This is a genomic window from Ruegeria sp. SATB027 (genome assembly GCF_059613825.1).
On record NZ_JBXWTH010000032.1, the window covers coordinates 18,727 to 43,414 of the forward strand.

The window sequence follows — 24,688 nt, forward strand, 5'->3', positions numbered from 1 at the left end:
GTTCAACAGCGACCCGCTACCTTTGGAAGTCGGGGGTCAGCCTCGCCCCCTCGAATACTGATTAAATCACCGGCAATCTGAAAACTTTTCGATACTTTCGAGACTGACCCGACTTCCTCATCGGTATGTCACTTTAATGCCCGAGAATCTCGGCGGTCACAGTGATCAAGTTCACACTGCCTTAAATTAATTTGAATTTTTCCAATCAAAAAAACCCGGACCTGCCTGCTCCAACAGGTCTGCTGCCATCGTGCGGGCCATTTCCGGCCCGTCTTTGACGGAACCGGTCACATCTCTGTTCACGGTTTCCGATCCATCTGGGCGCAGGACTTCGCCGCGCAGCCTTAAGTTGTCTCCGTCCAGTTCTGCCAGACCAGCGATCGGAGTTTCGCAAGATCCGTCCAGCGCGGCCAGCAAGGCGCGTTCAGCGGCCAGCCGCCATCCTGTTTCCGTGTGATGAATCGCTTCAAGCATTTCAGCCGCGCGCATATCGTTGCTGCGCCGTTCGATGCCAATGGTACCCTGTGCAATCGCGGGCAGCATGTCATCCGGAGAAATGGCGCTGGCTGGAATCTCGTCCATGCCCAGACGGCGAATGCCAGCCATGGCCAGAAAAGTGCAATCCGCAACCCCGGCTTCCAGCTTTTTCAGCCGCGTCTGCACGTTCCCGCGAAACTCAACCACTTTCAGGTCCGGCCGCCGGTTCAGCAGCTGTGCCCGGCGCCGCAAAGACGAGGTGCCCACAACAGCCCCTTCGGGCAGATCGTGGATCGAGTTAAGGCGCGGCGAGATGAAAGCGTCACGCACATCCTCGCGCGGAAGGAATGTGTCCAGAACCAGCCCTTCGGGCTGCTCAACAGGCATGTCTTTCGTTGAATGCACGGCGATATCGATTTCGGCGCGCAACATCGCCTCTTCGATTTCCTTGGTGAACAGGCCCTTGTTGCCGATTTCCTTCAGGGGACGATCCGCATCGATCATAGCGCGATTATCGCCAGTTGTCTTGATCACGACGATTTCAAAGGCCGCTTCGGGTAGATCAAACGCATCGCTCAGGCGCTGGCGGGTTTCATAGGCCTGAGCCAATGCCAGCGGTGAACCACGGGTGCCAATTCTGAGGGGCGATGCGGGGGTGGGCAGGGTCAAAGTCATGTGCACAGCTTTAGTCGCGTCACATTGCCCTGACAATGGGGGCTGAGCTTGACAAATTGCCGCCGAAGGACGACCCGTTGCGAAAACCGGAAGACTGGGGGCGAAAATGGCCGAGACAAAGAAACTGCTGCGGGCGCTGGCGGGTGAAGTACAGGATGTGCCGCCAATCTGGATGATGCGCCAGGCGGGCCGGTATCTGCCGGAATACCGGGCTACCCGTGCCCTGGCCGGAGATTTTCTGTCTTTATGCTATAACCCGGAACTGGCCGCCGAAGTCACATTGCAGCCGATCCGGCGCTATGGGTTTGATGCTGCGATCCTGTTTGCCGATATCCTGCTGGTGCCGCAGGCGCTGGGTGCGGATCTGTGGTTTGTGACCGGCGAAGGCCCACGTTTGTCGACGATCACGCGGCAATCCGAGTTTGATGCGTTGAAGCCGGTGGACGCGATTCACGAGACATTGTCGCCCGTTTATGAAACGGTTCGGATCCTGTCGCGAGAATTGCCGTCTGAGACCGCGCTGATCGGGTTTGCCGGCGCGCCCTGGACAGTCGCGACCTACATGATCGCTGGGCGTGGAACACCCGATCAGGGACCGGCACACGCTCTGCGAGAGAGCAATACTGCCTTATTCGAGGCGCTGCTGGATCGCATCACGGCGGCAACAATCGAGTATCTGTCGGCTCAGATCGACGCCGGGGCCGAGGTGGTCAAGATTTTCGACAGCTGGGCGGGTTCCCTGAAAGGTGAGGCGTTTCGCAAATACGCGGTGGAACCGTGCCGTGTGATTACGCAGGCCATCAAGGAACGTCACCCCGGCATCCCGGTGATCGGTTTCCCGCGCGAGGCGGGGGAGGGGTATGTCGGGTTTGCCAAGACGACGGGCGTGGATTGCGTCGCGCTGGACAACTCGGTGTCGCCCGATTGGGCCGCCAGACATGTACAGGTTGATGGTTGTGTGCAGGGAAACCTGGCCTCGTCGCATATGGTGACCGGTGGGCAGGCTCTGGTGGATGAGACGCGGCGGATTGTCGAGGCTTTCTCGAAAGGGCCGCACATCTTCAACCTGGGACATGGGATCACGCCGGATGCCGATCCTGAGAATGTTCAGTTGATGATTGATACGGTGCGCGGGCAGTAAGCAGGTTAAAGGGGGCCAGCCCCCTTCTTGGCCTGCGGCCAATTCATCCCCCGGGATATTTTGGGCCAGATGAAGTGCGGATCAGCGCAGGCTGTCGAGCTCTGCGAGGATCTCTTTAGTATGCTCGCCGCGCATGGGGCTGGGTTTCGGGGTCCAGTCATGGCCTGAAAACCGTGGGGCGGCGGCTGCCTGAAATGCGCCGTCAAAATCCTGCCAGCAGTTGCGATGGAGGTTCATCGGGTGTGAGCGGGCTTCGTCCGGGCTGAGAACTGGGGCAACGCAGGCATCTGTTCCTCGAAACAGGGCCTCCCAATGGTCGCGTGGTTGACTGGCGAAAATATCGGTCAGACGGCGTGAAAGCGAAGGCCACAGATCACGGTCGTATTGCCGTTGAAACTCGGTATCGTTTGTGAGGCCCAGTAAGCTCAGAAATTGCATGTAGAATTTTGGTTCGAGGCATTGCACGGAAATATAGCCACCGCAGGCGCAGGCGTAGGTTCTGCTCCAGTGGGGACCGTCCAACAGGCTTTGACCCCGGGTTTCAGACAGGTTGCCGGTTTGGCGCATTGTCATCAATAGGTTCATCATATGGGCCGAGCCGTCATAGATTGCCGCGTCAACGACAGTACCTGCGCCAGTGCGTTGCGCATTGATGAGCCCTGCCAGAACGCCTGCCACAAGATACATGGCCCCACCGCCGATATCACCCACCAACGTTGGCGGGGTCTGCGGTGCTTGGCCGGGACGTGATGCATACCAGAGCGCTCCGGACAGGGCGATGTAATTCAGGTCATGCCCCGCCGTGTCGGCCAGCGGGCTATTCTGCCCCCAGCCCGTCATGCGCCCATAGACCAGTTTTGGATTGCGGGTCAGGCAGGTATCCGGGCCGAGCCCCAGTTTTTCCATCACACCGGGGCGGAATCCTTCGATCAGGGCATCGGCTGTGTCAATAAGGCGAAGTGCGGTATCCAGATCATTGGCGTTCTTCAGATCAAGTGCGATGGATCTTTTGCCCCGGTCCAGCAGGGAACGTTCCGGCATACCCGGTGTTGCGGCGCCCCCTTTGCGGTGGACTGTTATCACGTCAGCGCCCAGATCTGCCAGTAACATGGCACTAAACGGGCCGGGGCCCAGACCTTCGAGTTCGACAACACGTATTCCGTTCAGCATCAAGGCCCTCCGTTTCCGGCAGAGTTTGCTGGCTGGTGTCGGGATTGCAAGCCGGATGATTGCTGGCGCGGGCGGTCTTCCTTTTGGCAGTTGTTCATCACATGGTGCGGAATGGGCCTGTTATCCCTGTGTTCGGGGCGATAGGGTCTGGGCCAGAACGGGGAGCGGATATGACGACCATTTTATCCATCAGAGATCTGCGCAAATCCTACGCCGATGGGTTCGAGGCGCTGAAAGGTGTGTCTCTGGACATTGAAGAAGGCGAAATTCTTGCGCTTCTGGGGCCGAATGGGGCGGGAAAAACTACTCTGATCTCGACGATCTGCGGAATAACCACGCCAACATCCGGTACGGTTTCAGTCGGCGGGCACGACATTCAGTCGGACTATCGCGCAGCGCGCAGAATGATCGGGCTTGTCCCGCAAGAGATTGCGCTGGAACCGTTTGAAAAGGTCTGGAACACGGTTCGGCTGTCACGCGGATTGTTTGGGCTGGGCAAAGACAACGCCCGGATCGAGGACATTCTGCGCAAGCTTTCGCTGTGGGAAAAGCGCAAGAACGCAATCAAGGAGTTGTCGGGCGGCATGAAACGCCGCGTGCTGATCGCCAAGGCCTTGGCGCATGAACCACGTGTTTTGTTTCTGGATGAACCGACGGCGGGTGTGGATGTCGAGCTGCGCAAGGATATGTGGGAAATCGTGGCCGAGCTGAAACGGGACGGTGTCACCATCATTCTGACCACCCACTATATCGAAGAGGCCGAAGCCATCGCGGATCGCGTCGGCGTCATTGACAAGGGTGAGCTGCTTTTGGTGCAGGATAAAGACACGCTTATGGCGCAGATGGGCAAAAAGCAGATTGTCGTCATGCTGACCGAGCCAATCGCCAGGATTCCCGATGATTTGGCCAGCCACAATCTGACCCTCAACGGCGCGGGGGATAGCCTGATCTATACCTACGATACCCATGCGGATCGCACGGGGATAACGACCCTGTTGAATGACGTGTCGCAGGCCGGGCTGGTGTTGCGCGATGTGCAGACACGGCAATCGAGCCTGGAAGAGATATTTGTAAATCTGGTATCCGGAGAGGCGGCATGAACTGGACCGCAATCGCTGCAATCTACCGGTTCGAAATGGCTCGCTTCTTTCGCACCCTGGCGCAAAGCTTCCTGTCACCGGTTCTTTCCACCTCGCTGTATTTCGTGGTGTTTGGCACCGCCATCGGCAGTCGAATTCAGGAGGTCGAGGGCGTATCCTACGGCGCGTTCATTGTGCCGGGCTTGATTATGTTGTCGGTGGTGATGCTGTCGATCTCGAACGCGTCTTTCGGAATTTATTTCCCAAAGTTTCTGGGCACCATTTACGAGTTGCTGTCGGCGCCGGTGAATTTTATCGAAATCGTGATTGGGTATGTCGGTGCAGCGGCCACCAAAGCGCTGTTCGTGGGACTGGTCATTCTGGCCACGTCGACCTTCTTCGTCGACATACGGATCGAACACCCCTTTGCCATGGCGGCGTTTTTGATCCTGTCATGTCTCAGCTTCTCGTTGCTGGGCTTTATCATCGGGATATGGGCCAGTAATTTTGAACAGATGTCTCTGGTACCGCAGCTTGTGGTCACGCCACTTATCTTCCTTGGCGGTACGTTTTATTCAATCTCGATGCTGCCGCCTCTGTGGCAGACGATCACGTTGTTCAATCCGGTCGTCTATCTGATTTCGGGGTTTCGCTGGTCGTTTTTCGGGCTTGCGGATGTGCCCATCGCCCTGAGTTTGCTGGCCATCATAGCCTTTACTGGGGTGTGTCTGGCGGTCATTGGCTGGATCTTCAAAACTGGCTGGCGCATTCGCAGCTAACCCGCACCGGGGCGTTGCATTTTTGCCCATTGAGTGTGTGAATTTGGTTCACGTCGCGTTCAAGGTTCGAAGAGTCTCTTGTTTACGGGTTGGTGGCACTCTACATCGGCACCCATGAAGCTCAGCCTGCCGTTCGTCAAAAAACACCCCTGTGTGGCCGTTGTCCGCCTGTCCGGCGCCATTGGAATGGCCGGGCGCGGGTCCTTGAACGACGCCACGCTTGCGCCGGTTCTCGAGAAAGCCTTTCGCAAGGGAAAACCTGCGGCCGTGGCGCTTGAGATCAATTCACCGGGCGGATCCCCTGTCCAAAGTTCAATGATCGGTGCGCGCATTCGGCGTTTGTCCGAAGAACTGGACGTGCCGGTCATCGCTTTTGTCGAAGACGTCGCTGCATCCGGTGGGTATTGGCTGGCCGCCGCAGCGGATGAGATCTGGGCCGATGACAGTTCTGTACTGGGATCGATCGGTGTGATCTCGGCTGGATTTGGCGCGCATGTCTTTCTGGCGCGGCAGGGATTTGAGCGGCGGGTCCATACCGCCGGGAAATCGAAGTCCATGCTCGACCCGTTTTCACCGGAAAAGAAAGAGGATGTAGCCCGCCTGCAAGGGTTATTGGGCGATATCCACGAGAATTTCATTGCGCATGTCAAAGATCGGCGCGGGGACAAGCTGAATCAGGAAGCTGATCTGTTCACGGGCGAGGTCTGGCTGGCGCGTCGCGCGCAGGAACTGGGGCTTATCGACGGCATCGCCCATCTGAAGCCAAAGTTGCAGGACCGTTTCGGTGACAAGGTCAAATTTCGCCGCTATGGCGTGAAAAAACCGATCTGGACCCGGCTTGGTGCCAGCCTAGCGCAGGATGCTATCGCAGGGTTAGAGGAGCGGGCAGCCTACGCGCGTTTCGGTTTGTGACGTGATCGTAAAGGCTGTCACTCTTTTTCTGATCGCAATGGGCGTATTGGCAATGTTCGGCAAGCTGCGGTTTCCCGGGCAGAAAAGGCTAAGCTCGGCGAAATGTCCGCGATGCGGTCGCTATCGCATCGGAAAAGGCCCTTGTGCCTGTGAAAAAGGAGGCCGGGCTTGATCACCACGTGGCTGCTGTCTGGTCTTGGCTTGTTGATCCTGTTGCTGGCAGGCGATGCCTTGGTGCGTGGCGCAGTGAACCTGAGCCTGCGCTTGGGGGTCCCGGCCCTGATCGTCAGCCTTACGATTGTGGCCTTCGGCACGTCCGCGCCCGAGCTGCTGATTGCTATCAGCGCCGTCAAGGAACACGCACCGGGTATCGCGCTGGGCAATGTTGTCGGATCAAACACGGCCAACATCCTGTTGGTTCTTGGTCTTCCTGCGATGCTGGCAACGATCCATACCAGCGAATGCGACAGCCGTAGGAACTATGCCTTCATGCTGATGGCGACGGCCCTGTTCATAGGGTTGGCGTTTTGTGGAACATTCACCGTCGTCAGCGGCCTGATCCTGCTGGCGGCTTTGGGCCTGGTTCTGATGAATGCGTTTCGTGAAGCAAAGGCGCACCGCAAGGCCTGTGGCGAAGCCTGTGCCGATGACGACGACCTTGAAGGTCTGGAAGAAGCCGATCCTGACATGCCTTACTGGAAGGTATCGGTTTACCTGATCCTCGGCCTTGTGGGCCTTCCTATGGGGGCGCACCTGCTGGTGGAAAATGCGACGGTCATCGCCCGGACATATGGTGTCAGTGAAACAGTTATCGGTCTGACTCTGATTGCGGTTGGAACGTCTTTACCTGAACTGGCGACAACCGTGATGGCCGCTTTGCGCCGACAGGCCGATGTGGCCCTTGGCAACGTGATTGGCTCGAACATGTTCAACCTTCTGGCCATTATCGGGATCGCAACCTGGTTCGGGCGTATCCCGGTCGATCCCGGTTTCCTGCATTTTGACCTTTGGGTCATGCTGGGCGCATCGCTGCTTCTGGTTCCCTTTGTTGTTTTCAAGCAGGATATCTCTCGCGGTTGGGGGCTGGTGCTGACCTTCCTTTATGCGCTTTATGTCACTGTATTGCTGGTGTGATCTGACAAAACGAGGTGAAGCATGACCCGAGCTTTAGTGACCGGTGCCGGTATTCGTCTGGGTCGGGCCATGGCGCTTTATCTGGCGGGTCGTGGATATGATGTCGCCGTTCATTATGCGTCCTCAGAACGCCCCGCGCACGAGACTGTGGCGGAGGTCCAGGCTATGGGCCGACGGTCAGTGGCATTGCAGGCTGATCTTCTGGATGAGGCAGAGGTGCAGGATCTGCTGCCCAAAGCAGCCGAGGCTCTGGGCGGGCCGATCACCTGTCTGGTGAACAACGCCTCGATCTTTGAGTATGACAGCGTTCACACCGCGACCCGCCAAAGCTGGGACCGCCATCTCGACAGTAATCTGCGGGCACCGTTCGTTTTGACCCAAGCCATGGCCGGGCAGGGGCTGGCCCCGGACACGGACGAAAATGGCGAACCTGTTGCGACCGGTCTGATCATCAACATGGTGGACATGCGTGTACGCAAGCTGACACCCGAGTTCATGTCTTACACCATCGCCAAAATGGGGCTATGGACGCTGACCCGTACCTCGGCACAGGCGCTGTCCCCTGCAATCCGGGTCAATGCCATCGGACCCGGACCAACGGTACAGGGGCATCGTCAAAGCGCTGAGCATTTCCAGGCGCAACGAACGAATACTGTTCTGGAACGCGGGTCAAATCCGTCGGATATCACCGCCGCTTTGGGATATTTTCTGGATGCACACGCAGTAACGGGGCAACTGATATGCGTGGATGGCGGCCAACACCTGGGGTGGAAAACACCGGATGTTCTGGGAGTTGAATAAGCAATATCGCTGCAAGTTTTGCACCGCGCACGTTTGTGTTACCTGCGTGTTACAAAAATGTCTTTTTTTTCATACACTTGCTAAATGTGTGAAAAAATATCGTTAAAAATCAGCATCTTGATAATGTGCCTATTTTTTGTGCATGTTAATGAAGTGGTAATGAAACAAGGGAAAATCTAAGGCTGTGAAAACTTATCTTCACACTTATCCACAGGAATCGTGGATTTGTTTTCTCTTGATCTGAAGCCCGCAAGATTGCAGCCAGTAAAAGAGAATCATATCGGAATCCCATGACTACCCACAGTGAATCGTCCCTGACCGGTTATGCCTGCATTCAGCGTTATGCGAAGACGCTGGACAGCTCACCCGGGGTGTACCGGATGCTGGATGCCGACAGTCGGGTTTTATACGTGGGCAAGGCGCGAAACCTGAAGGCGCGGGTGTCGAACTATACAAGGCCGGGTCACTCGGGCCGGATCGAGAAGATGATTTCCTCGACCGCTTCGATGATGTTTCTGACCACAAGAACGGAAACCGAGGCGCTGCTGCTGGAGCAGAACCTGATCAAGCAGCTTAAACCGAAATACAATGTGCTGCTTCGGGACGACAAAAGCTTTCCGAACATCCTGGTCGCCAAGGATCATGACTTTCCGCAGATCAAAAAACACCGTGGGGCGAAGAAGGAAAAAGGCGCCTATTTCGGACCATTTGCCAGCGCGGGTGCTGTAAACCGCACATTGAACCAGCTGCAAAAGGCATTCCTGCTGCGCAACTGTTCGGATTCCATGTTCGACAGCCGCACGCGGCCCTGTCTGCTTTATCAGATCAAACGGTGTTCCGGGCCGTGTGTCGGTTTGATTTCGGAGCAGGATTACAGTGAAAGCGTCAAGGATGCAGAACGTTTCCTGTCGGGGCGCTCGACCAAGGTGCAGGAGGAACTGGCTGAACAGATGATGGCGGCGTCCGAGGCTATGGAGTTCGAACGCGCCGCCGGTCTGCGCGACCGCATCCGGGCGCTGACGCAGGTACAGACCGCGCAAGGCATCAACCCTCGTGGCGTGACCGAGGCGGATGTGATCGGCCTTTATATGGACAGCGGGCAAGCCTGTGTTCAGGTATTCTTCATCCGTGCCAACCAGAACTGGGGCAACAAGGACTTTTATCCGCGTGTTGGCCCGGATGTATCACATGCCGAAGTGATGGAGGCTTTCCTTGGCCAGTTCTACGACAACAAGGAACCACCACGGCAGTTGATCTTGTCGGACGGGATCGAAAACGCCGATCTGATGCAGGAGGCTTTGTCCGAGAAAGCCGGGCGCAAAGTCGAAATCCTTGTCCCGCTGCGGGGTGAGAAACAGGAACTGGTTGCAGGTGCCTTGCGCAATGCGCGAGAGTCTCTGGCCAGGCGCATGTCGGAAAGCGCCACGCAGGCCAAGTTGCTGCGCGGGGTGGCAGAGGCGTTTGATCTGGATAGTCCACCGGGACGGATTGAGGTCTACGATAACTCTCATATCCAAGGCACTAACGCGGTGGGTGGTATGATCGTGGCAGGGCCCGACGGGTTCATGAAAAACGCCTATCGCAAGTTCAACATTCGCGGCGACGACCTGACGCCGGGTGATGATTTTGGCATGATGAAAGAGGTTCTGAACCGTCGCTTCACCCGCCTTCAAAAAGAAGACCCGGATCGGGATAAAGGGCTTTGGCCCGACCTGCTGTTGATCGATGGCGGTGCCGGACAGGTCAGCGCTGTGCACGAGATCATGCAGGCCCACGGGGTCGAAGACATTCCGATGGTCGGTGTTGCCAAAGGGGTCGACCGTGACCACGGCAAGGAAGAGTTTCACCGGATCGGCCAGCGCCCCTTTGCCCTAAAACGCAACGATCCGGTCTTGTACTTTATTCAACGGCTAAGGGACGAGGCGCACCGTTTTGCCATTGGCACCCACCGTGCGAAACGCGCCAAGGCCGTTGGTGCCACGCCGCTGGATGAAATTCCGGGCGTCGGGGCTGCACGCAAGCGCGCCTTGCTGACTCACTTCGGCAGCGCCAAAGCGGTAAGCCGGGCCAATCTGGCAGACCTGAAAGCGGTCGAGGGAATCTCGGCCGGGTTGGCTCAGAAAGTCTATGATTTCTTCCACGACAAGGGTTAGACCTGTCGCCCCCGCCACAGGATATAGAGGCCCGAGGCCACAATAAGCGCGCTGCCGACCCACATAGTACGGTCCAGGCTTTCGCCGAACAGTGCGATACCCAACCCGATACCGAACAGCAGTCGCGTATAGCGGAACGGGGTCACGGCTGACACTTCACCCGTGCGCATTGCGTTCATGAGCGCGGCATAGGCCATGACGCCCATCAGAACCGCGCCCGTCAGATGCAGGCTGGTGTGCGTGCTAACCGGTGTCATGGGTGCGCCTTCCCACACCCGATAGGCAAGGCCCGCGACGATAATGCTGAGGAAACCATAAAACCCCAGTACTTCGGTTCCAAGGGTCGCAGGGGCCGCGCGGCTGGCCAGATCACGCCCTGCGAACCCTAACATACCCAGCACGGCCAGCATCGACAGTAGTGAAAAACTGTCCCCGGTCGGTTGCAGAATAATGACGACTCCGATCATACCGACAAAAATCGCGCTCCATCGCCGCCAACCAACCGCTTCACCAAAGAATAACGCCGCGCCTGCGACCACAACCAAAGGCGTTGCTTGCAAGATCACGGTGGCCGAGGACAAGGGCGTCAACGCGATGGCGAGCACATAGAACAGCCGACCAAAGACTTCGAACAGCACCCGAACTTTCATCGGGCGGGATAGAACGTCTGGGTGTATCAGACGTTTTCCACGAGCCGACGCCAGCGCGGCAAAGATTACGGACCCGCCCGTCCCGAACAGAACCAGAACCTGCCAGATCGGAAGCGCGGTCGATGCTACTTTCAGCAACGCATCCTCCAACGCAAAGCCCGCCATTGCGGCCACCATCCACAGGCTGCCGACCATGTTCGACCGGGCGTCGGTTTGAATATGCGCTGTCATCCTGTACGTTCCTCTTTGCAGTCGACGGGCAATCTGACTGCAAAGACGTGAAACGCCAAGTGCACGAGGCGCAAAGCGTCGGACCTGCGGCGCTTTGACCAAGCTGTTGTGAGTGATGTAGTTTTTTACCGGTTTGTCTTTTCTGTCTTGAACCGGCGATATAGGGTCCAAGCCATGAAGTGGAATTTGCCCAATATCCTGACGGTTCTACGCCTGCTGGCTGCGCCCGGTCTGGCCGTAATGTTTTTGTACTTCACCCGGCCCTATGCGGACTGGTTCGCTTTGATCCTATTCCTTTCGGCGGCGATCACCGATTGGTTTGATGGCTATCTGGCCCGTGCGTGGAAACAGGAAACCAAGATGGGCGCGATGCTGGATCCGATTGCCGACAAGGCAATGGTGGTGATCGCGCTGATGATTCTGGTTGGCTATTCGACCGAACACTGGACGCCATGGCTGGTGCTACCCGCCACCGTGATCCTGTTCCGCGAGGTTTTTGTCTCGGGCCTGCGCGAATATCTGGGCGATGTGGCGGGGACGCTGAAGGTTACAAAGCTGGCCAAGTGGAAAACTACAGCGCAGATGATCGCCATCGCCGTTCTGTTCTCGCAGGGCATCTTTGAACACTATGCCGTGATGGCGAGTTTCGGCATGGACGCCGCGCTGGTAGAACAGATTATCGCAGGCCAGGTTGAAGATGTGAATCACCTGCGCTGGAACATCCATGGTATGTTCTGGGCAGGCCAGATCGGGCTGTGGTTGCTGTGGATTGCGGCGGCGCTGACATTGATCACCGGCTATGATTACCTACGTAAAGCCATGCCACATCTGAAGGAGATCTGAGGGATGGATGTGCTGTATTTTGCATGGGTACGCGAACGTATCGGTTTGCCAAAGGAAAAGGTCGAGACGCAGGCAGTCACAGTTAATGACCTGGTGGCCGAGTTGAGCGCGCGGGAAGAACGCTATGCCGCAGCATTTGCCGATTTGTCCGCCCTGCGCGTTGCACTGGATCAGGAGTTGTCGGATTTTGACGCCTCGCTTTCGGGCGTTCGGGAAGTGGCGTTTTTTCCACCAATGACGGGCGGTTGAGCGATGCGGATCGCTGTTCAGCAGGAAGCATTCGATCTGGGCGCCGAGGCCAATGCTTTTGCCGCGGGGGATGATGCCAACGGAGCCATTGTCACCTTCACCGGCGTTGTGCGCGACTTGGCAAGCGGTGATCTGGATGTGATGGAGATTGAACACTATCCTGGTATGACGGAACGGGCGCTGACCAAGATCGCCCAGGAAGCCAAGGAGCGGTGGTCATTGGGTGACGTCCTGGTGATCCACCGTCATGGCCGACTGGCCCCGGGAGACAGGATCATGATGGTGGCGACCGCTGCGCCGCATCGTAAAGATGCGTTTGAGGCAGCGGAATATCTGATGGATTATCTGAAGTCTCGCGCACCCTTCTGGAAGAAGGAAATCACCCACTCTGGTGCGGAATGGGTCGCAGCCAAAGACGAAGACGAAGACGCGCTGACCCGGTGGTAGTGATTTAGCGACCGTTTATTCTTGCAAACTTGGGCGGTGGCGCAAGGTCGTATGCTTAATCCGCGTTGTTGATCCGTCCGCGCAGTTCTTCGGCCTCCTGACGCGCGGCCCGCAGGCCATCCATAGCAGCTGCCAGCTCGGCCTCTGTCTGGGTTAGCTGGTTTGTCAATTCGGCCTCACGTTGCTGCAAATAGGTGATGGCCTGATCGCGGGTTTCCTCCGCCTCGTGCAACTCCTGACTCATCCGATCCAGATCGGCAACGTCGCTTTGACTTACTCGGGACAGGCGGTGCGCCAACCAGTTGGCAAACCAGCCCATGCAGAAGGCGGCGAACAGGATAATGGCAGTTACAATGACGAATTCTGTTCTGTTCAACTTACTGGTCCCCTGCATCCGCATCTGGTGCGGTCGTGTCGGTTTGGTCCTCTGCGGAAGTCGCAGCCTCGGCCTCAAGCGCTTCAAGGCCTGTTTCACTACTCTCAACAGGCTCAGGGCGGATTAGACGGAACTCGATCCGGCGGTTTTCTTCCCGGCCCTCTTCGGTGTCGTTGTCAGCGATGGGTTGCGTTTCCCCATACCCCACAGCGGTGTAGCTGCTGGTAGGAATGCGCCGCCCGCGCAGCTCGTTCAGAATGGATTGCGCCCGCGCCTGGCTGAGTTGTTGGTTCATCTCTTCACGGCCCTGACTGTCTGTGTGGCCCTGAATCTCCATACGGATCGGACCGCAGTCGCGCAGGATATCCGCAATCTGGTTCACCACATCGCGCGAGTCTGATGCAATCGTGGCCGATCCGGGCTCAAAGGCGATTTTGCTGGTGGCCTGAATTTCAGCAATTTGGGCCTCGCAGACTTCCGGGTCGGGCAGGGCGTCCTCGGGTTCCGGTGGGGGCTGATAGGTGATGGTCAGGGTGTATTCCTGCCCCTCGCCCAACTTGTCGGACAATTGACCTGCGATGCGGGCCTTGGCGTCTTCTTCGTGGCTGAGGCCGATCAGTTCGACCGTATCGGGTGTTACGGTCAATACGCCGTTGTGGAGCTGACCCAAAGCCTCCAGACCGGCCAGAACACGTACAGGCCAGTCCGCCGGGAGATCCGAAACGATGCGGGTGGCAGTATATACCTGATCGGATCCAAAGGCCGCGCGCGCGTAGCTGTCGACCATGTCGCGCAGAGTTTCATCACCCAGCCGTCCGCGCAATTGCACCAGCCCTTCAGGGCTGCGGGTGGCCGAGAACTCGACCGGGCCATTTGGGTTCGTTGTCTCAGGCTCGGGCAATACGGCGTGCAAGGCGAAGACCGCAGGCAGCTCGGTTTCAAGCTCGCCCACAACCCGGTCGAACACCGCAGGATCGGTTCCCTCCGCTGCGATCAGGGTAATGTCCGCGTCTGACATGGTGACCGAACCCTGGCCTATCCGGAACAGCGCCTGAATGCTTTTCTCGGCTGCTTCTGGCCAGCGTGGTGATGGTTCGCCCAAGGCGACGGTGCAGGAATAAGGCCCCGTCAACCCGGCGTTTTTCGCGGCGGCCACGATTCGGTCACGTGCCTTCTCATCCTGCGCCGAGCAGGCGTCAAAATGCCCGCCTTCTTCGTCGATCAGGTAACGCAAAGTAAAAGGTGTGACGACCGGGCGAGGTGCCGAAATCGCCAGCCCAACCCGCAGACTGGGCGGTGCCCTGCGGGTCAGGTCGCGTTCCAGTTTTTGTTTTTCTTGCTGACTGTTGGCAATTGCCGTGATCCTGACCAGATCCGGGTTGGCGGAAATTTTGGCGCGGGGCAGGTGGGTCAGGGCCTCCAACGCGTAAGATATTGCGGCATCCCACCCTTTGGGCTTCGGGTAATCTGCTGTTTCCATCAGGTCCGAAATGGCAACAGATCTGTCCAGATTGCCAAGCCGTTGGATCAGCTTATCCCTGTTCTCACTGGCCGGGATCAGACCTATCACCGAAATTCCACTGTCATTTCGCAGGATTTCTACCGAAAAGCGCGGTGCTGCGAGGGCGGAAGTTGCGATAACCTCCATTTCGTCGATTACGCGGGATGTATCAACTTCGGTTCCCGCGGCGGTCAGAGCGTTAAAGCGGGTCGCTTCATCTGGCGCTGTACCGGTCAGGACCACCCGCAAACCATCGGCTTCGACCTCGGCCCAATCGTGTCCTTTCAGGTCCAGCGAGCGCCGTACAGCGAGTTCCGATGATTCTTCGATCTCGGTAACAGCATAGCTGGCCGCCAGAAGTGACAGGCCAGCTGATACAAGAAAGATCAGGGAAACAGCGATAAAATACGGCAGACGCATGTTTGGGTTTGGCACTCCTCAGGCGTTTGCGCCGATCTTTACAGGCCCCGTTCAGCGGGTGCAATCAGAGCAACAAGGCGACGCAAAGGAAGATCAGCGGAATAAAGCCGGTATCGCGGTTGGCCCGAAACAGCAGCAGCAGCTTGGCGTTGTCTTCGGTATCAAGCCCGCGCAATTGCCACATCATGTGCCAGCCCATGGCCCAGGGGCCGCAAAGCGCGACCCCCAACGCCAGAATTGACGCGTCAGGCACCCCGGCATCAATAATGGCCAGCCCCATCAGCGATACTGTTGCGACCAGAAAATACTTCAGCCATTTCGCCGTGTCGGTGCCGAACAGGCGCGCGGTGGATTTGATGCCGACCAGTTCATCATCCTCGGTATCCTGATGTGCATAGATCGTGTCATAGAACAGGGTCCAGGCGATGCCGGACAGGTACAGCGTGACAGCAGGCCAGCCGAGCGACCCGCTATGCGCCGTCCAGGCCAGTAATGCGCCCCAGTTGAAGGCCAGCCCCAGAAAAACCTGAGGCCACCAGGTAAACTGCTTGGCAAACGGATAAACGGTCACCGGCAGCAAAGATAACACACCCATGGCAATTGCCGCCTGATTGAAGCTGAGAAGAATGCCAAGCGCCAGAAGGCTTTGCAGTATCATCCAAGCCGCAGCTTGCCGGACACTGACTTGCCCCGACGGTATCGGGCGCGAGCGTGTGCGTTCAACCTGTGCGTCGAATTCCCGGTCTGTAATATCATTCCACGTGCAACCGGCACCCCGCATCAAAAAAGCTCCGAATGCGCAGCCTAGGGCAATCCACAGATCTTCCCAACGCGGTTGACCGTCATGCAGGATGGCCAGCGCCAGCCCCCACCAACATGGAAGCAGCAACAGCCATGTGCCGATGGGCCGGTCCGCGCGGCTGAGGCGCAGATACGGTCGGGCAAAGGCTGGGGCATATGTGTCGACCCAGTTGCCGGTGACGGCATCGGCGACTTGACCATCTGGTGTTGGGGCATTGCCTTGCATATGTAGGTCTCATGAGTGCGAAAATCAGACTGTATGTAGAGCAGCCCTTGGGTCAGGGGCAATCGGTTCCTTTGACGCGCGATCAGGCGCACTATCTGTTTGGCGTCATGCGACTGCCGGTTGGCGGAGCAGTGGCGCTGTTTAACGGCAAAGATGGAGAGTGGCTGGCCGAGGTGGCCGAGTCCGGAAAACGCGGTGGCGCTCTGACCTGTGTCAGGCAGACCAAACCTTTGCAGCTGCCCCCCGATCTGTGGTTCCTGTTTGCGCCGATCAAAAAGGCGCGCACCGACTTCATTGTAGAAAAAGCCGCTGAAATGGGCGCGGCTCGCATCCTGCCAGTTCAGACTGAATTCACCAACGCAGACCGTATCCGGCAAGACCGGCTTCAGGCTCATGCAGTCGAAGCAGCTGAACAATGCGGTGGAACCTACGTGCCCGAGGTGGCAGACCTTCAGCGGCTGGACCGTGTGCTGAATACCTGGCCTGAAGGTCGGCAGTTGATGTTCTGCAACGAGGCCGAGGTCGGCTCGGCCCTGCGGCTGGCAACGAATGAAAAAGGGCGCCCCTGGGCGATTCTCATCGGCCCGGAAGGCGGGTTCTCCAACGCTGAGCGTGCGCGGCTGTCGGCTTTACCTTATGCGCATGTGGTCAGTCTTGGCCCGCGTATTCTGCGGGCGGATACAGCGGCGGTGGCCGCGTTGACCATGTGGCAGCAGGCATTGGGGGATTGGTCGTGATTCGCGAGGCGGTTCAATCGGATGCCCCGGCGCTAGAGATGTTTCTGTCCTGCTACCCTGACAGTTCAATGTTTTTGCGCAGCAATTTGGCGGCCCACGGGGTGGGGTTGAATGCGAATGAATATTCCAGCCGCTACTTCATCTGGGGTGAGGATCAGGTTCAGGGTGTCTTTGGGCTCAGCAAGAAGGGCTATCTGATGGTTCAATTGCCCAACGCCGAAACCGAAGCTGTCGAGTGTTTCGCGCGGATGATCGAAGGCGAAACCGTTTTGGGTATGACGGGGGATGCACCTCAGGTCGAGCTGACGTTGGGCGCTTTGGGATTGGGGCAGGCGAAGTACCGGTTGAATCACGATGAACCGCTTTATCGACGTGACTTGCGAGGTCTGACTGAGGCACCTGTTCCATATCGCGATTTGCGCGCCGAGGATCGGTCAAGACTGCACACTTGGTTCGCGGATTACATCGAGGATACCGGACAGGCCGCAGGCGAAGAGGCGCGTGAGCTGGCGGCAGAGCGCGTCGAGGCGGAATTGACCGCAGGCAGGGCGATTGTCCTGATGGAAGGCGACGCGCCGGTTGCCATGGCGTCTGTAAATGCCAGGGTTCACGACCAAGTTCAGGTCGGTGGTGTTTTTGTTCCACGTAAAAACAGAAATCGTGGCCTGGGTCGACGGGTCACGACCGCATTGATGCAGAAAGCAAAATCCGAGGGCGCGGCGGCCGCGATCCTGTTTGCGAACAACACACCTGCCGCCCGTGCCTATGAGGCGATTGGGTTCCAACAGGTGGGATGGTACAAGGTCGCTTTGCTGCAGGAACCGCAAAGGGTGCTTTCATGAGTTTCATCCGACCCGAGGCAAAACTGGCGCTTTGGCGTTGGCGCGAGGTTCTGGTTGCGGCTTTTGTCCTGATCCTTGGTCTGAGCTGGATCAGCGGGCCGGGTGGGCTGTTGGCCTGGATAGGCTGGTTTCTGATTGTCGTGTCAGCGGCTTTGGCCGTGATTGGCATACAGCGCGCGCGCTTCAGAACAGGTGTGGGCGGGCAAGGTGTCGTGACGATTGATGAAGGTCAGATCACTTATCTGGGCCCCTTGGACGGTGGCATCGTCGCGTCCCGCGAAATTGAGCGTCTGGCCCTTGACCCGACCTCCGACCCCGCACATTGGGTTCTGGATCAGCCGGGCCAGCCAGCGCTTCACATTCCTGTGAATGCAGAAGGAGCCGAGGCATTGTTCGACGTATTCTCAAACCTGCCGGGCCTCAAAACCGAGCAAATGCTGTCGGAACTCAACGGCAAATCGCAGCATCCGGTCGTTATCTGGGAACGTACACCGTCGCGCCCGGCGCATCTGCCGTTGCATTGACACTGGCGCCATTTACGACCACCACTTGACCTTCAAAACAGACACAGCAGGATCGGAGCACGGTTCATGTCCATCCCTCAGTCCGGCGGCGGTCCGATCGAACGCCATGAACAACTGGCCGAATATCTGGAATCGGGTTGCAAACCCAAGCAAGATTGGCGCATCGGCACCGAGCATGAGAAATTCGGCTATTGCAAGGACACGCTGAAACCTCTGCCTTTTGAAGGAAAGCGATCCATTGTCGCCGTGTTGGAGGGGTTGCGGGATCGCCACGGCTGGGGAGAGGTCCGTGAATCCGGTCATCTGATCGGTCTTGAAAAGGACGGCGCAAATGTCAGCCTTGAACCGGGTGGCGCGCTGGAGCTGTCAGGTGCCCCTCTGGAGACGATCCATGAAACCTGCGATGAGGTGAACACTCACCTGCGCGAGGTGAAGGATATCGCCGATGAGATCGGTGTGGGATTCATCGGTCTGGGCGCGGCGCCGATCTGGACGCATGACCAGATGCCGCTGATGCCCAAGGGGCGGTATCGGCTGATGAACGATTATATGGAAAAAGTCGGCACCATGGGCCGCGCCATGATGCGGCGGACGTGTACCGTTCAGGTCAATATCGACTTCGGGTCCGAGGCCGACATGGTACAGAAACTGCGCGTGGCGCTGGCATTGCAGCCGGTAGCGACGGCGCTGTTTGCCAATTCTCCGTTCTTCGAAGGTAAAGTGAACGGCCAGAAAAGCTGGCGCAGCCATATCTGGCGACATCTGGACGATGCGCGCACGGGCATGTTGCCCTTCGTGTTCGAGGATGGCTTTGGATTCGAACGCTATGTCCAATACGCGCTCGATGTGCCGATGTATTTCGTCTACCGCGACGGGCAGTACATCAATGCGCTGGGCATGTCGTTCCGAGATTTCCTCAAGGGTGAGTTGCCTGCATTGCCGGGTGAAACGCCGACCCTGTCGGATTGGGCCGATCACCTGACAACGGCCTTCCCCGAAGCGCGGATCAAGAAGTTCATGGAGATGCGCGGCGCGGATGGTGGCCCTTGGCGACGGCTTTGCGCCTTGCCCGCCTTCTGGGTCGGGCTGACCTATGACCAAACCGCGCTGGATGCGGCGTGGGATCTGGTCAAGGGCTGGGATGCTGAAACGCGCGAGGGGCTGCGTGTTGCGGCAGCCAAAGACGGGCTTCAGGCGCAGGTTGGTAACGTCAACATGCATGATTTGGCGCGTGAAGTTGTGGCAATCTCCGAGGCGGGCCTGAAAGCCCGCGCGCGCCCCGGTGCCGGTGGGCTGGTCCCGGATGAGACGCATTTCCTGAACGCGCTGAAGGAAAGCATCGACACCGGCAAGGTTCCGGCAGATGAGTTGCTGGAACACTACAATGGCGACTGGAATGGCGACCTGACCCGGATTTATCCCGAATACAGCTATTGATGCGCACCGTCCCGCTTGCAATCGCGGGGCGGGGCCGATAGCAGGTTCTCGACCAAATTCAGAGGGCCGTCATGGACGATCTTAAGGCAAAGTATCTGGGCCAAATCGCCGAGGCAGGCGACGAAAACGCGCTTGAGGCGATCCGCGTCGCGGCTGTTGGCAAAAAAGGCGAGGTCGCGCTGAAGATGCGCGAGCTGGGCAAGATGACACCCGAGGAACGTCAGGTCGCAGGCCCGGCGCTGAATGCCCTGAAGGATGAGATCAACTCGGCGCTGTCCGCCAAGAAAGCCGCGCTGGCCGATGCTGCACTGGATGAGCGCCTGCGCACCGAATGGCTGGACGTCACCCTGCCGACCCGCCCGCGCCGTCAGGGATCAATCCACCCGATCAGCCAGGCGACCGAGGAACTGACCGCGATCTTTGCTGAACTGGGCTTCTCGGTGGCCGAAGGGCCGCGTGTTGAAGACGACTGGTACAATTTCGACGCGCTGAACATCCCCGGTCACCACCCCGCGCGGGCCGAGATGGACACGTTCTATATGCACCGCGCCGAAGGCGACAATCGCCCGCCGCACGTGCTGCGCACACATACGTCTCCGGTACAGATCCGGTCGATGGAGAAACAGGGCGCGCCGATCCGCGTGATCTGTCCGGGCGGCGTGTACCGCGCTGACTACGACCAGACCCATACACCGATGTTCCATCAGGTCGAGGGGCTGGCCATCGACAAGGACATCTCGATGGCGAACCTGAAATGGGTTCTGGAAGAGTTCGTGAAAGCCTTCTTTGAGGTCGACGATGTCGAGCTACGGTTCCGCGCCTCGCACTTCCCCTTCACCGAGCCATCGGCCGAGGTCGATATCCGCTGTTCATGGGATAACGGCCAGCTGAAGATCGGCGAGGGTGACGACTGGATGGAGATTCTGGGCTCGGGCATGGTCCACCCCAAGGTGATCGCTGCCGGTGGAATTGATCCCGAGGTTTATCAGGGCTTTGCGTTTGGCATCGGGATCGACCGTCTGGCGATGCTGAAATACGGCATTCCGGATTTGCGGGCGTTCTTTGATAGCGACCTGCGCTGGCTGCGCCACTACGGGTTTGCAGCGCTGGATATGCCGAACCTGCATGGTGGTTTGAGTAGGTAAATGTATCCGCTGGGTGTATATCTGGCGCGCTACTTCGATTGGTGGAGTGATCAAGTAAATAGCGCACCCTTGTGGTGGGTGCTTGGTTTGCTCGTTGGACCGATTGTAATGACCAACATTGCAATGGCACTTTTTGGCCCATTGTCCGTCGTTTTTGGCTTCGTGATCATGTTGGCAGCTATTCCAGGTCTGTTTGTCGGCTACATACGGCTGGGAATTCAGTTCTTAGACAAGCGCGAAAAGTAAACCGCATCTCAAATGTTCAGGACGCGGCGAAAAAACTGGGCAAAAAGGCGCGGAGCAAAGGCCGATAGGCCGCCGCACTATCGGTCGTTCTTTGCGGCGCCATTGGTTCAAGCCCAATGGACGACACCGCCCGCACGGGCTGGCGATTTGTCTCTGACAGTGCAACGCTCAAACAGCACTCGGATTTGGCCCGCATAAACTGCCCACTACAACCCAAGGATCGCCATCCCGCGGTCTGGCGATAGCGCGGCTTGATGTCTTGACCTTATGTAGGGCGGGCTTCAGCCCGCCATGTGCGATGGGTGGGTGCCGGGCTGAAGCCCGGCCTACGTTCGGACCACACCGATATGTTAAGTGACAGGGCGGAATGCCTCGTTAGGGTCGGGCGCATGATCTGTCGATTGCTCTGCCTTCTCCTGCTGATGGCCTCGCCTGCCTTTGCCATGGGTCCCTGGAAAACCGAATGCCACGGCGATACCGCGTGCGAGCTCGGTGATCGCTCGTACCATGTGCTGGAACCTGAGGGTTGGGATGGTGAAACACCTCTGCCTGTGCTGCTGCATTTCCACGGTTGGGCGCGGCAGGGGACCATGGTGGTGAACCACGAACGGATTGCCGGGGCCACGAAACGTCGGGGTGTGCTGCTGGTGGCCCCGAACGGTTTGGGCAAAAGCTGGGATTTCTGGTCCGCAAGCTCGGATGATGTGCCTTTTGCCGACCGGGTGCTAGAGGATGTCTCCCGGCGCTATCCGATCGACGCGACCCGCATCTATGTATCAGGCTACTCCTATGGCAGCGCGATGGCGTGGCGCTTTGTCTGTGAAACCGGCGATGATATTGCAGCACTGCTGGGTGTGGCCGGAACACTCCGCCAGACCGAAAACTGCCCGCAAGCCCCGCGAGAAGTGCGGCATGTCCATGGGACAGATGACACTGTGATGGATTTCCCGTTTGGTCCGGGTGGCGATACAACGTATCCGGTGGCGCTGTGGCGCGAGAAATACGGCTGCGATGCAGCCACCCCGCGGGGTGATTGGAGTGTGGAACCGTTCCTGACCCTTAGCCGAGTGGAATGGACCGATTGCACGCAGGGGCAGGTGGTGCTGGACACGCATCCCGGCGGGCATTTCATCCCCCATGGCTGGATCGGATGGCAGCTGGATGAGCTTTTGGGCCGCACCCCCACGTATCCGTGACGCGCAGAGCTTGCACCCCGGCGCATTCTTTGCCATTGCCTGTGCCGACTGGATGTTTGCCAAAAAAGGCCCCGTGCAATGAAATTCACTCTGTCCTGGCTGAAAGACCACCTCGACACTGATGCTTCGGTTGATGAAATCGCCGAGGCGCTGACCGATCTCGGGCTTGAGGTCGAAGAGATCGTGAACCCGGCCGAACGGCTGGCAGGCTTTACGCTGGGCTATGTGAAACACGCCGAAAAACACCCCGACGCAGACAAGCTGCGCGTTTGCAAGGTCGATACGGACGAGGGCGAGCTACAGATTATTTGCGGTGCGCCCAATGCGCGTGAAGGGATCACCGTCGTGGTCTGCAAACCGGGCATGTACATCCCTGGCCTGGACCTGACCATCAGCGTCGGCAAGATCCGCGGTATCGAGAGCTTTGGCATGATGGCGTCCGAGCGTGAGCTGGAGCTGTCGGATGAACATGACGGCATCATCGAACTGCCCTCGGGCGAAGTGGGTGATACATTCGTGGACTGGCTTGCGGAAAACGACCCATCCAAAGTCGACCCGATGATCGAAATCGCGATCACTCCGAACCGCCCGGATGCGCTGGGGGTTGAAGGGATTGCGCGCGATCTGGCCGCGCGTGGAATTGGCACGTTGAAGCAGCGTGATTATACGTCTGTTCCGGGTGATTTCGAGTGTCCGATCAAGGTGTCAATCGAAGAAGACACGCTGGACGGAGCGCCGCATTTCACCGGCCGTTTGATCCGTGGCGTGAAGAATGGCCCCAGCCCGCAATGGCTGCAGGATCAGTTGAAGGCCATAGGTCTGCGTCCGATCTCGGCGCTGGTGGATATCACCAATTACATGACCTACGATCACAACCGCCCGTTGCACGTGTTCGACGCCGACAAGGTGCAGGGCAACCTGCGGGTGCACCGGGCCAAAGGCGGCGAGACGCTGGTTGCGCTGGATGAAAAAGAATACACGCTGCAACCCGGAATGATGGTGATTTCGGATGACAAAGGCCCGGAATCGATTGCAGGCATCATGGGCGGTGAGGAAACCGGATGTACCGAGGAAACGGTAAACGTTTTCCTCGAAAGCGCGTTCTGGGATCATGTGCAAATCGCGCTCACAGGCCGTGCGCTCAAGATCAATTCCGACGCGCGCTATCGGTTCGAGCGCGGTGTTGACCCGGAATACACCCGCGAGGGGCTGGAACACGCGACCCAGATGATCCTGGATATCTGCGGCGGAGAAGCCTCCAACGTGGTTGAGGCTGGCAAAGCGCCGAACCATGCGCGCGCCTACAAGCTGAATGCGGAAAGGGTGCAGTCTCTGGTCGGGATGGATATTCCCGAAAGCGAACAGCGACAGACCCTGACCCGTCTGGGCTTTCGTCTGGAAGGCGAGATGGCCCATGTCCCCAGCTGGCGCCCGGATATCCTGGGCGAGGCTGATCTGGTGGAAGAAGTCGCGCGGATTGCTTCCTTGACAAAGCTGCAAGGCAGGCCGCTGCCGCGCGTGACCGAGGGGATACCGAAACCGGTAATGACCCCGGCGCAGCGCCGTCAGTCCATGGCGCGCCGTACATGCGCAGCGCTGGGTTATAACGAATGCGTCAGTTATACGTTCATTGATCAGGCTTCGGCGGCTTTGTTCGGTGGTGGCGATACTACGACCATGCTGGAAAACCCGATCTCATCCGAGATGAGCCATATGCGCCCCGATCTGTTGCCCGGCCTGTTGCAGGCTGCGGCCCGCAATCAGGCGCGCGGATTCGCGGATGTCGCCCTGTTCGAGGTCGGTCCGGTCTTTCACAATGGCGAGCCGGGTGATCAGAAAACCCAGATCACCGGTCTGCTGGTAGGACGTTCTGGCCTCAAGGATGTGCATGGTGCTGCGCGCCCAGTGGACGTGTTCGACGCCAAGGCAGATGTCGAGGCTGTTCTGGCCGCCATTGGCGCGCCCGAAAAGGTTCAGATTCTGCGCGACGGCGATCCATGGTGGCATCCGGGTCGTCATGGCAAAATCTGTCTGGGTCCGAAAAAAGTACTGGCTGTCTTCGGAGAGTTGCACCCGCGCGTTTTGCAGGCGATGGACATAAAAGGTCCGGTAATGGCATTCACCATCTGGCCGGACGAAGTGCCTTTGCCCCGAAAATCCGGTGCCACCCGCGCTGCGCTGGAGCTACGCGACTTGCAGGCGGTCGAGCGTGATTTTGCCTTTGTTGTCGATGCCGATGTCGAAGCGCTGACGTTGGTAAACGCAGCCGCAGGTGCCGACAAGGCACTGATTGAGGGCGTGCGTGTCTTTGACGAATTCATTGGTGGCAGCCTTGGCGAAGGCAAGAAGTCTCTTGCCATTACCGTGCGTCTGCAACCGACTGAGGCGACGCTGAAGGAAAAGGACATCGAAGCCGTAGCCGAGAAGATCATTGCCAAGGTTGCCAAGGCGACGGGTGGGGTCCTTCGCGGTTAGAGCTCTGAGGCTCCAATGAAA

At 58.2% G+C, this 24,688-nt stretch carries 24 protein-coding genes; 18 read left to right on the forward strand and 6 right to left on the reverse strand.

Annotated features, from left to right (window positions below):
• Positions 1-186 precede the first annotated feature (186 nt).
• Positions 187-1,152, reverse strand: a complete 966-nt coding sequence (hemC, locus tag AC2FPW_RS07710; RefSeq protein ID WP_496813118.1) for a hydroxymethylbilane synthase — start codon at positions 1,150-1,152, stop codon at positions 187-189.
• A gap of 106 nt (positions 1,153-1,258) precedes the next feature.
• On the opposite strand from hemC, the gene hemE reads away from it, so the two are divergent.
• A complete protein-coding gene (hemE, locus tag AC2FPW_RS07715; RefSeq protein ID WP_496813120.1) occupies positions 1,259-2,293 on the forward strand; it encodes a uroporphyrinogen decarboxylase in 1,035 nt (344 codons plus the stop codon).
• 81 nt (positions 2,294-2,374) lie between these two features.
• On the opposite strand, the gene AC2FPW_RS07720 is transcribed toward hemE, so the two are convergent.
• On the reverse strand, positions 2,375-3,463 hold the full coding sequence (locus tag AC2FPW_RS07720; RefSeq protein WP_480773382.1) for a CaiB/BaiF CoA transferase family protein: 1,089 nt from the start codon (positions 3,461-3,463) through the stop codon (positions 2,375-2,377).
• A 170-nt stretch (positions 3,464-3,633) separates the two neighbouring features.
• On the opposite strand from AC2FPW_RS07720, the gene AC2FPW_RS07725 reads away from it, so the two are divergent.
• The 6 genes from AC2FPW_RS07725 to uvrC all read left to right on the forward strand — a co-directional run bounded on the left by AC2FPW_RS07725 (position 3,634) and on the right by uvrC (position 10,321).
• Entirely contained in the window at positions 3,634-4,563 is a 930-nt protein-coding gene (locus AC2FPW_RS07725) for an ABC transporter ATP-binding protein (RefSeq protein ID WP_480494404.1), read from the forward strand.
• Positions 4,560-5,321, forward strand: coding sequence for an ABC transporter permease (locus AC2FPW_RS07730; RefSeq protein WP_209598717.1), 762 nt, complete (start codon positions 4,560-4,562; stop codon positions 5,319-5,321). Before AC2FPW_RS07725 ends, AC2FPW_RS07730 begins: the two co-directional genes overlap by 4 nt.
• A gap of 114 nt (positions 5,322-5,435) precedes the next feature.
• Positions 5,436-6,233, forward strand: coding sequence for a S49 family peptidase (locus AC2FPW_RS07735; protein WP_496813122.1), 798 nt, complete (start codon positions 5,436-5,438; stop codon positions 6,231-6,233).
• A 171-nt stretch (positions 6,234-6,404) separates the two neighbouring features.
• Positions 6,405-7,367 carry a calcium/sodium antiporter gene (locus tag AC2FPW_RS07740; protein ID WP_267365434.1) on the forward strand — a complete coding sequence of 321 codons (963 nt, stop codon included), beginning with the start codon at positions 6,405-6,407 and terminating at the stop codon, positions 7,365-7,367.
• A gap of 21 nt (positions 7,368-7,388) precedes the next feature.
• On the forward strand, positions 7,389-8,168 hold the full coding sequence (locus tag AC2FPW_RS07745) for an SDR family oxidoreductase (protein WP_267365424.1): 780 nt from the start codon (positions 7,389-7,391) through the stop codon (positions 8,166-8,168).
• 290 nt (positions 8,169-8,458) lie between these two features.
• Positions 8,459-10,321, forward strand: coding sequence for an excinuclease ABC subunit UvrC (uvrC, locus tag AC2FPW_RS07750; RefSeq protein WP_480494396.1), 1,863 nt, complete (start codon positions 8,459-8,461; stop codon positions 10,319-10,321).
• Here the strand turns inward: uvrC and AC2FPW_RS07755 are convergent.
• Positions 10,318-11,202 carry a DMT family transporter gene (locus AC2FPW_RS07755; RefSeq protein WP_496813124.1) on the reverse strand — a complete coding sequence of 295 codons (885 nt, stop codon included), beginning with the start codon at positions 11,200-11,202 and terminating at the stop codon, positions 10,318-10,320. The two genes, uvrC and AC2FPW_RS07755, sit on opposite strands and share 4 nt — an antisense overlap.
• Positions 11,203-11,376: 174 nt before the next feature.
• Here AC2FPW_RS07755 and pgsA point away from each other — a divergent pair, with 174 nt between their 5' ends.
• From pgsA to AC2FPW_RS07770, 3 genes are read left to right on the forward strand one after another with little or no spacing between them, the layout of a single operon-like run.
• Entirely contained in the window at positions 11,377-12,045 is a 669-nt protein-coding gene (pgsA, locus tag AC2FPW_RS07760; RefSeq protein ID WP_480494392.1) for a CDP-diacylglycerol--glycerol-3-phosphate 3-phosphatidyltransferase, read from the forward strand.
• A 3-nt stretch (positions 12,046-12,048) separates the two neighbouring features.
• Positions 12,049-12,294, forward strand: a complete 246-nt coding sequence (gene moaD, locus AC2FPW_RS07765) for a molybdopterin converting factor subunit 1 (RefSeq protein ID WP_209506660.1) — start codon at positions 12,049-12,051, stop codon at positions 12,292-12,294.
• A gap of 3 nt (positions 12,295-12,297) precedes the next feature.
• On the forward strand, positions 12,298-12,741 hold the full coding sequence (locus AC2FPW_RS07770; RefSeq protein WP_480494390.1) for a molybdenum cofactor biosynthesis protein MoaE: 444 nt from the start codon (positions 12,298-12,300) through the stop codon (positions 12,739-12,741).
• Positions 12,742-12,796: 55 nt separating this feature from the next.
• On the opposite strand, the gene AC2FPW_RS07775 is transcribed toward AC2FPW_RS07770, so the two are convergent.
• The 3 genes from AC2FPW_RS07775 to ubiA all read right to left on the reverse strand — a co-directional run bounded on the left by AC2FPW_RS07775 (position 12,797) and on the right by ubiA (position 16,065).
• The gene (locus AC2FPW_RS07775; RefSeq protein ID WP_267365430.1) at positions 12,797-13,117 is read right to left on the reverse strand and encodes a hypothetical protein; all 321 of its coding nucleotides are present in this window, start codon (positions 13,115-13,117) and stop codon (positions 12,797-12,799) included.
• A gap of 1 nt (position 13,118) precedes the next feature.
• Positions 13,119-15,038, reverse strand: a complete 1,920-nt coding sequence (locus tag AC2FPW_RS07780) for an OmpA family protein (protein WP_496813125.1) — start codon at positions 15,036-15,038, stop codon at positions 13,119-13,121.
• Between the two features lie 64 nt (positions 15,039-15,102).
• Entirely contained in the window at positions 15,103-16,065 is a 963-nt protein-coding gene (ubiA, locus tag AC2FPW_RS07785; protein ID WP_496813127.1) for a 4-hydroxybenzoate octaprenyltransferase, read from the reverse strand.
• An 11-nt stretch (positions 16,066-16,076) separates the two neighbouring features.
• On the opposite strand from ubiA, the gene AC2FPW_RS07790 reads away from it, so the two are divergent.
• The 8 genes from AC2FPW_RS07790 to pheT all read left to right on the forward strand — a co-directional run bounded on the left by AC2FPW_RS07790 (position 16,077) and on the right by pheT (position 24,667).
• A complete protein-coding gene (locus AC2FPW_RS07790) occupies positions 16,077-16,802 on the forward strand; it encodes a 16S rRNA (uracil(1498)-N(3))-methyltransferase (RefSeq protein WP_480832394.1) in 726 nt (241 codons plus the stop codon).
• Positions 16,799-17,644 carry a GNAT family N-acetyltransferase gene (locus tag AC2FPW_RS07795; RefSeq protein ID WP_496813128.1) on the forward strand — a complete coding sequence of 282 codons (846 nt, stop codon included), beginning with the start codon at positions 16,799-16,801 and terminating at the stop codon, positions 17,642-17,644. The genes AC2FPW_RS07790 and AC2FPW_RS07795 overlap by 4 nt, the downstream gene beginning before the upstream one ends.
• Entirely contained in the window at positions 17,641-18,168 is a 528-nt protein-coding gene (locus AC2FPW_RS07800; RefSeq protein WP_267365438.1) for a hypothetical protein, read from the forward strand. Before AC2FPW_RS07795 ends, AC2FPW_RS07800 begins: the two co-directional genes overlap by 4 nt.
• A 66-nt stretch (positions 18,169-18,234) precedes the next feature.
• Complete coding sequence (locus tag AC2FPW_RS07805) at positions 18,235-19,605, forward strand: glutamate--cysteine ligase (protein ID WP_267365439.1); 1,371 nt, start codon at positions 18,235-18,237, stop codon at positions 19,603-19,605.
• A 71-nt stretch (positions 19,606-19,676) separates the two neighbouring features.
• Positions 19,677-20,750: a phenylalanine--tRNA ligase subunit alpha gene (gene pheS / locus AC2FPW_RS07810; protein ID WP_480919786.1), complete on the forward strand. Its 1,074-nt coding sequence runs from the start codon at positions 19,677-19,679 to the stop codon at positions 20,748-20,750.
• Entirely contained in the window at positions 20,751-20,996 is a 246-nt protein-coding gene (locus AC2FPW_RS07815) for a hypothetical protein (RefSeq protein ID WP_496813129.1), read from the forward strand.
• Between the two features lie 389 nt (positions 20,997-21,385).
• Positions 21,386-22,192, forward strand: coding sequence for a CE1 family esterase (locus AC2FPW_RS07820; RefSeq protein WP_496813130.1), 807 nt, complete (start codon positions 21,386-21,388; stop codon positions 22,190-22,192).
• 78 nt (positions 22,193-22,270) lie between these two features.
• On the forward strand, positions 22,271-24,667 hold the full coding sequence (pheT, locus tag AC2FPW_RS07825) for a phenylalanine--tRNA ligase subunit beta (RefSeq protein WP_496813131.1): 2,397 nt from the start codon (positions 22,271-22,273) through the stop codon (positions 24,665-24,667).
• Positions 24,668-24,688 lie beyond the last annotated feature (21 nt).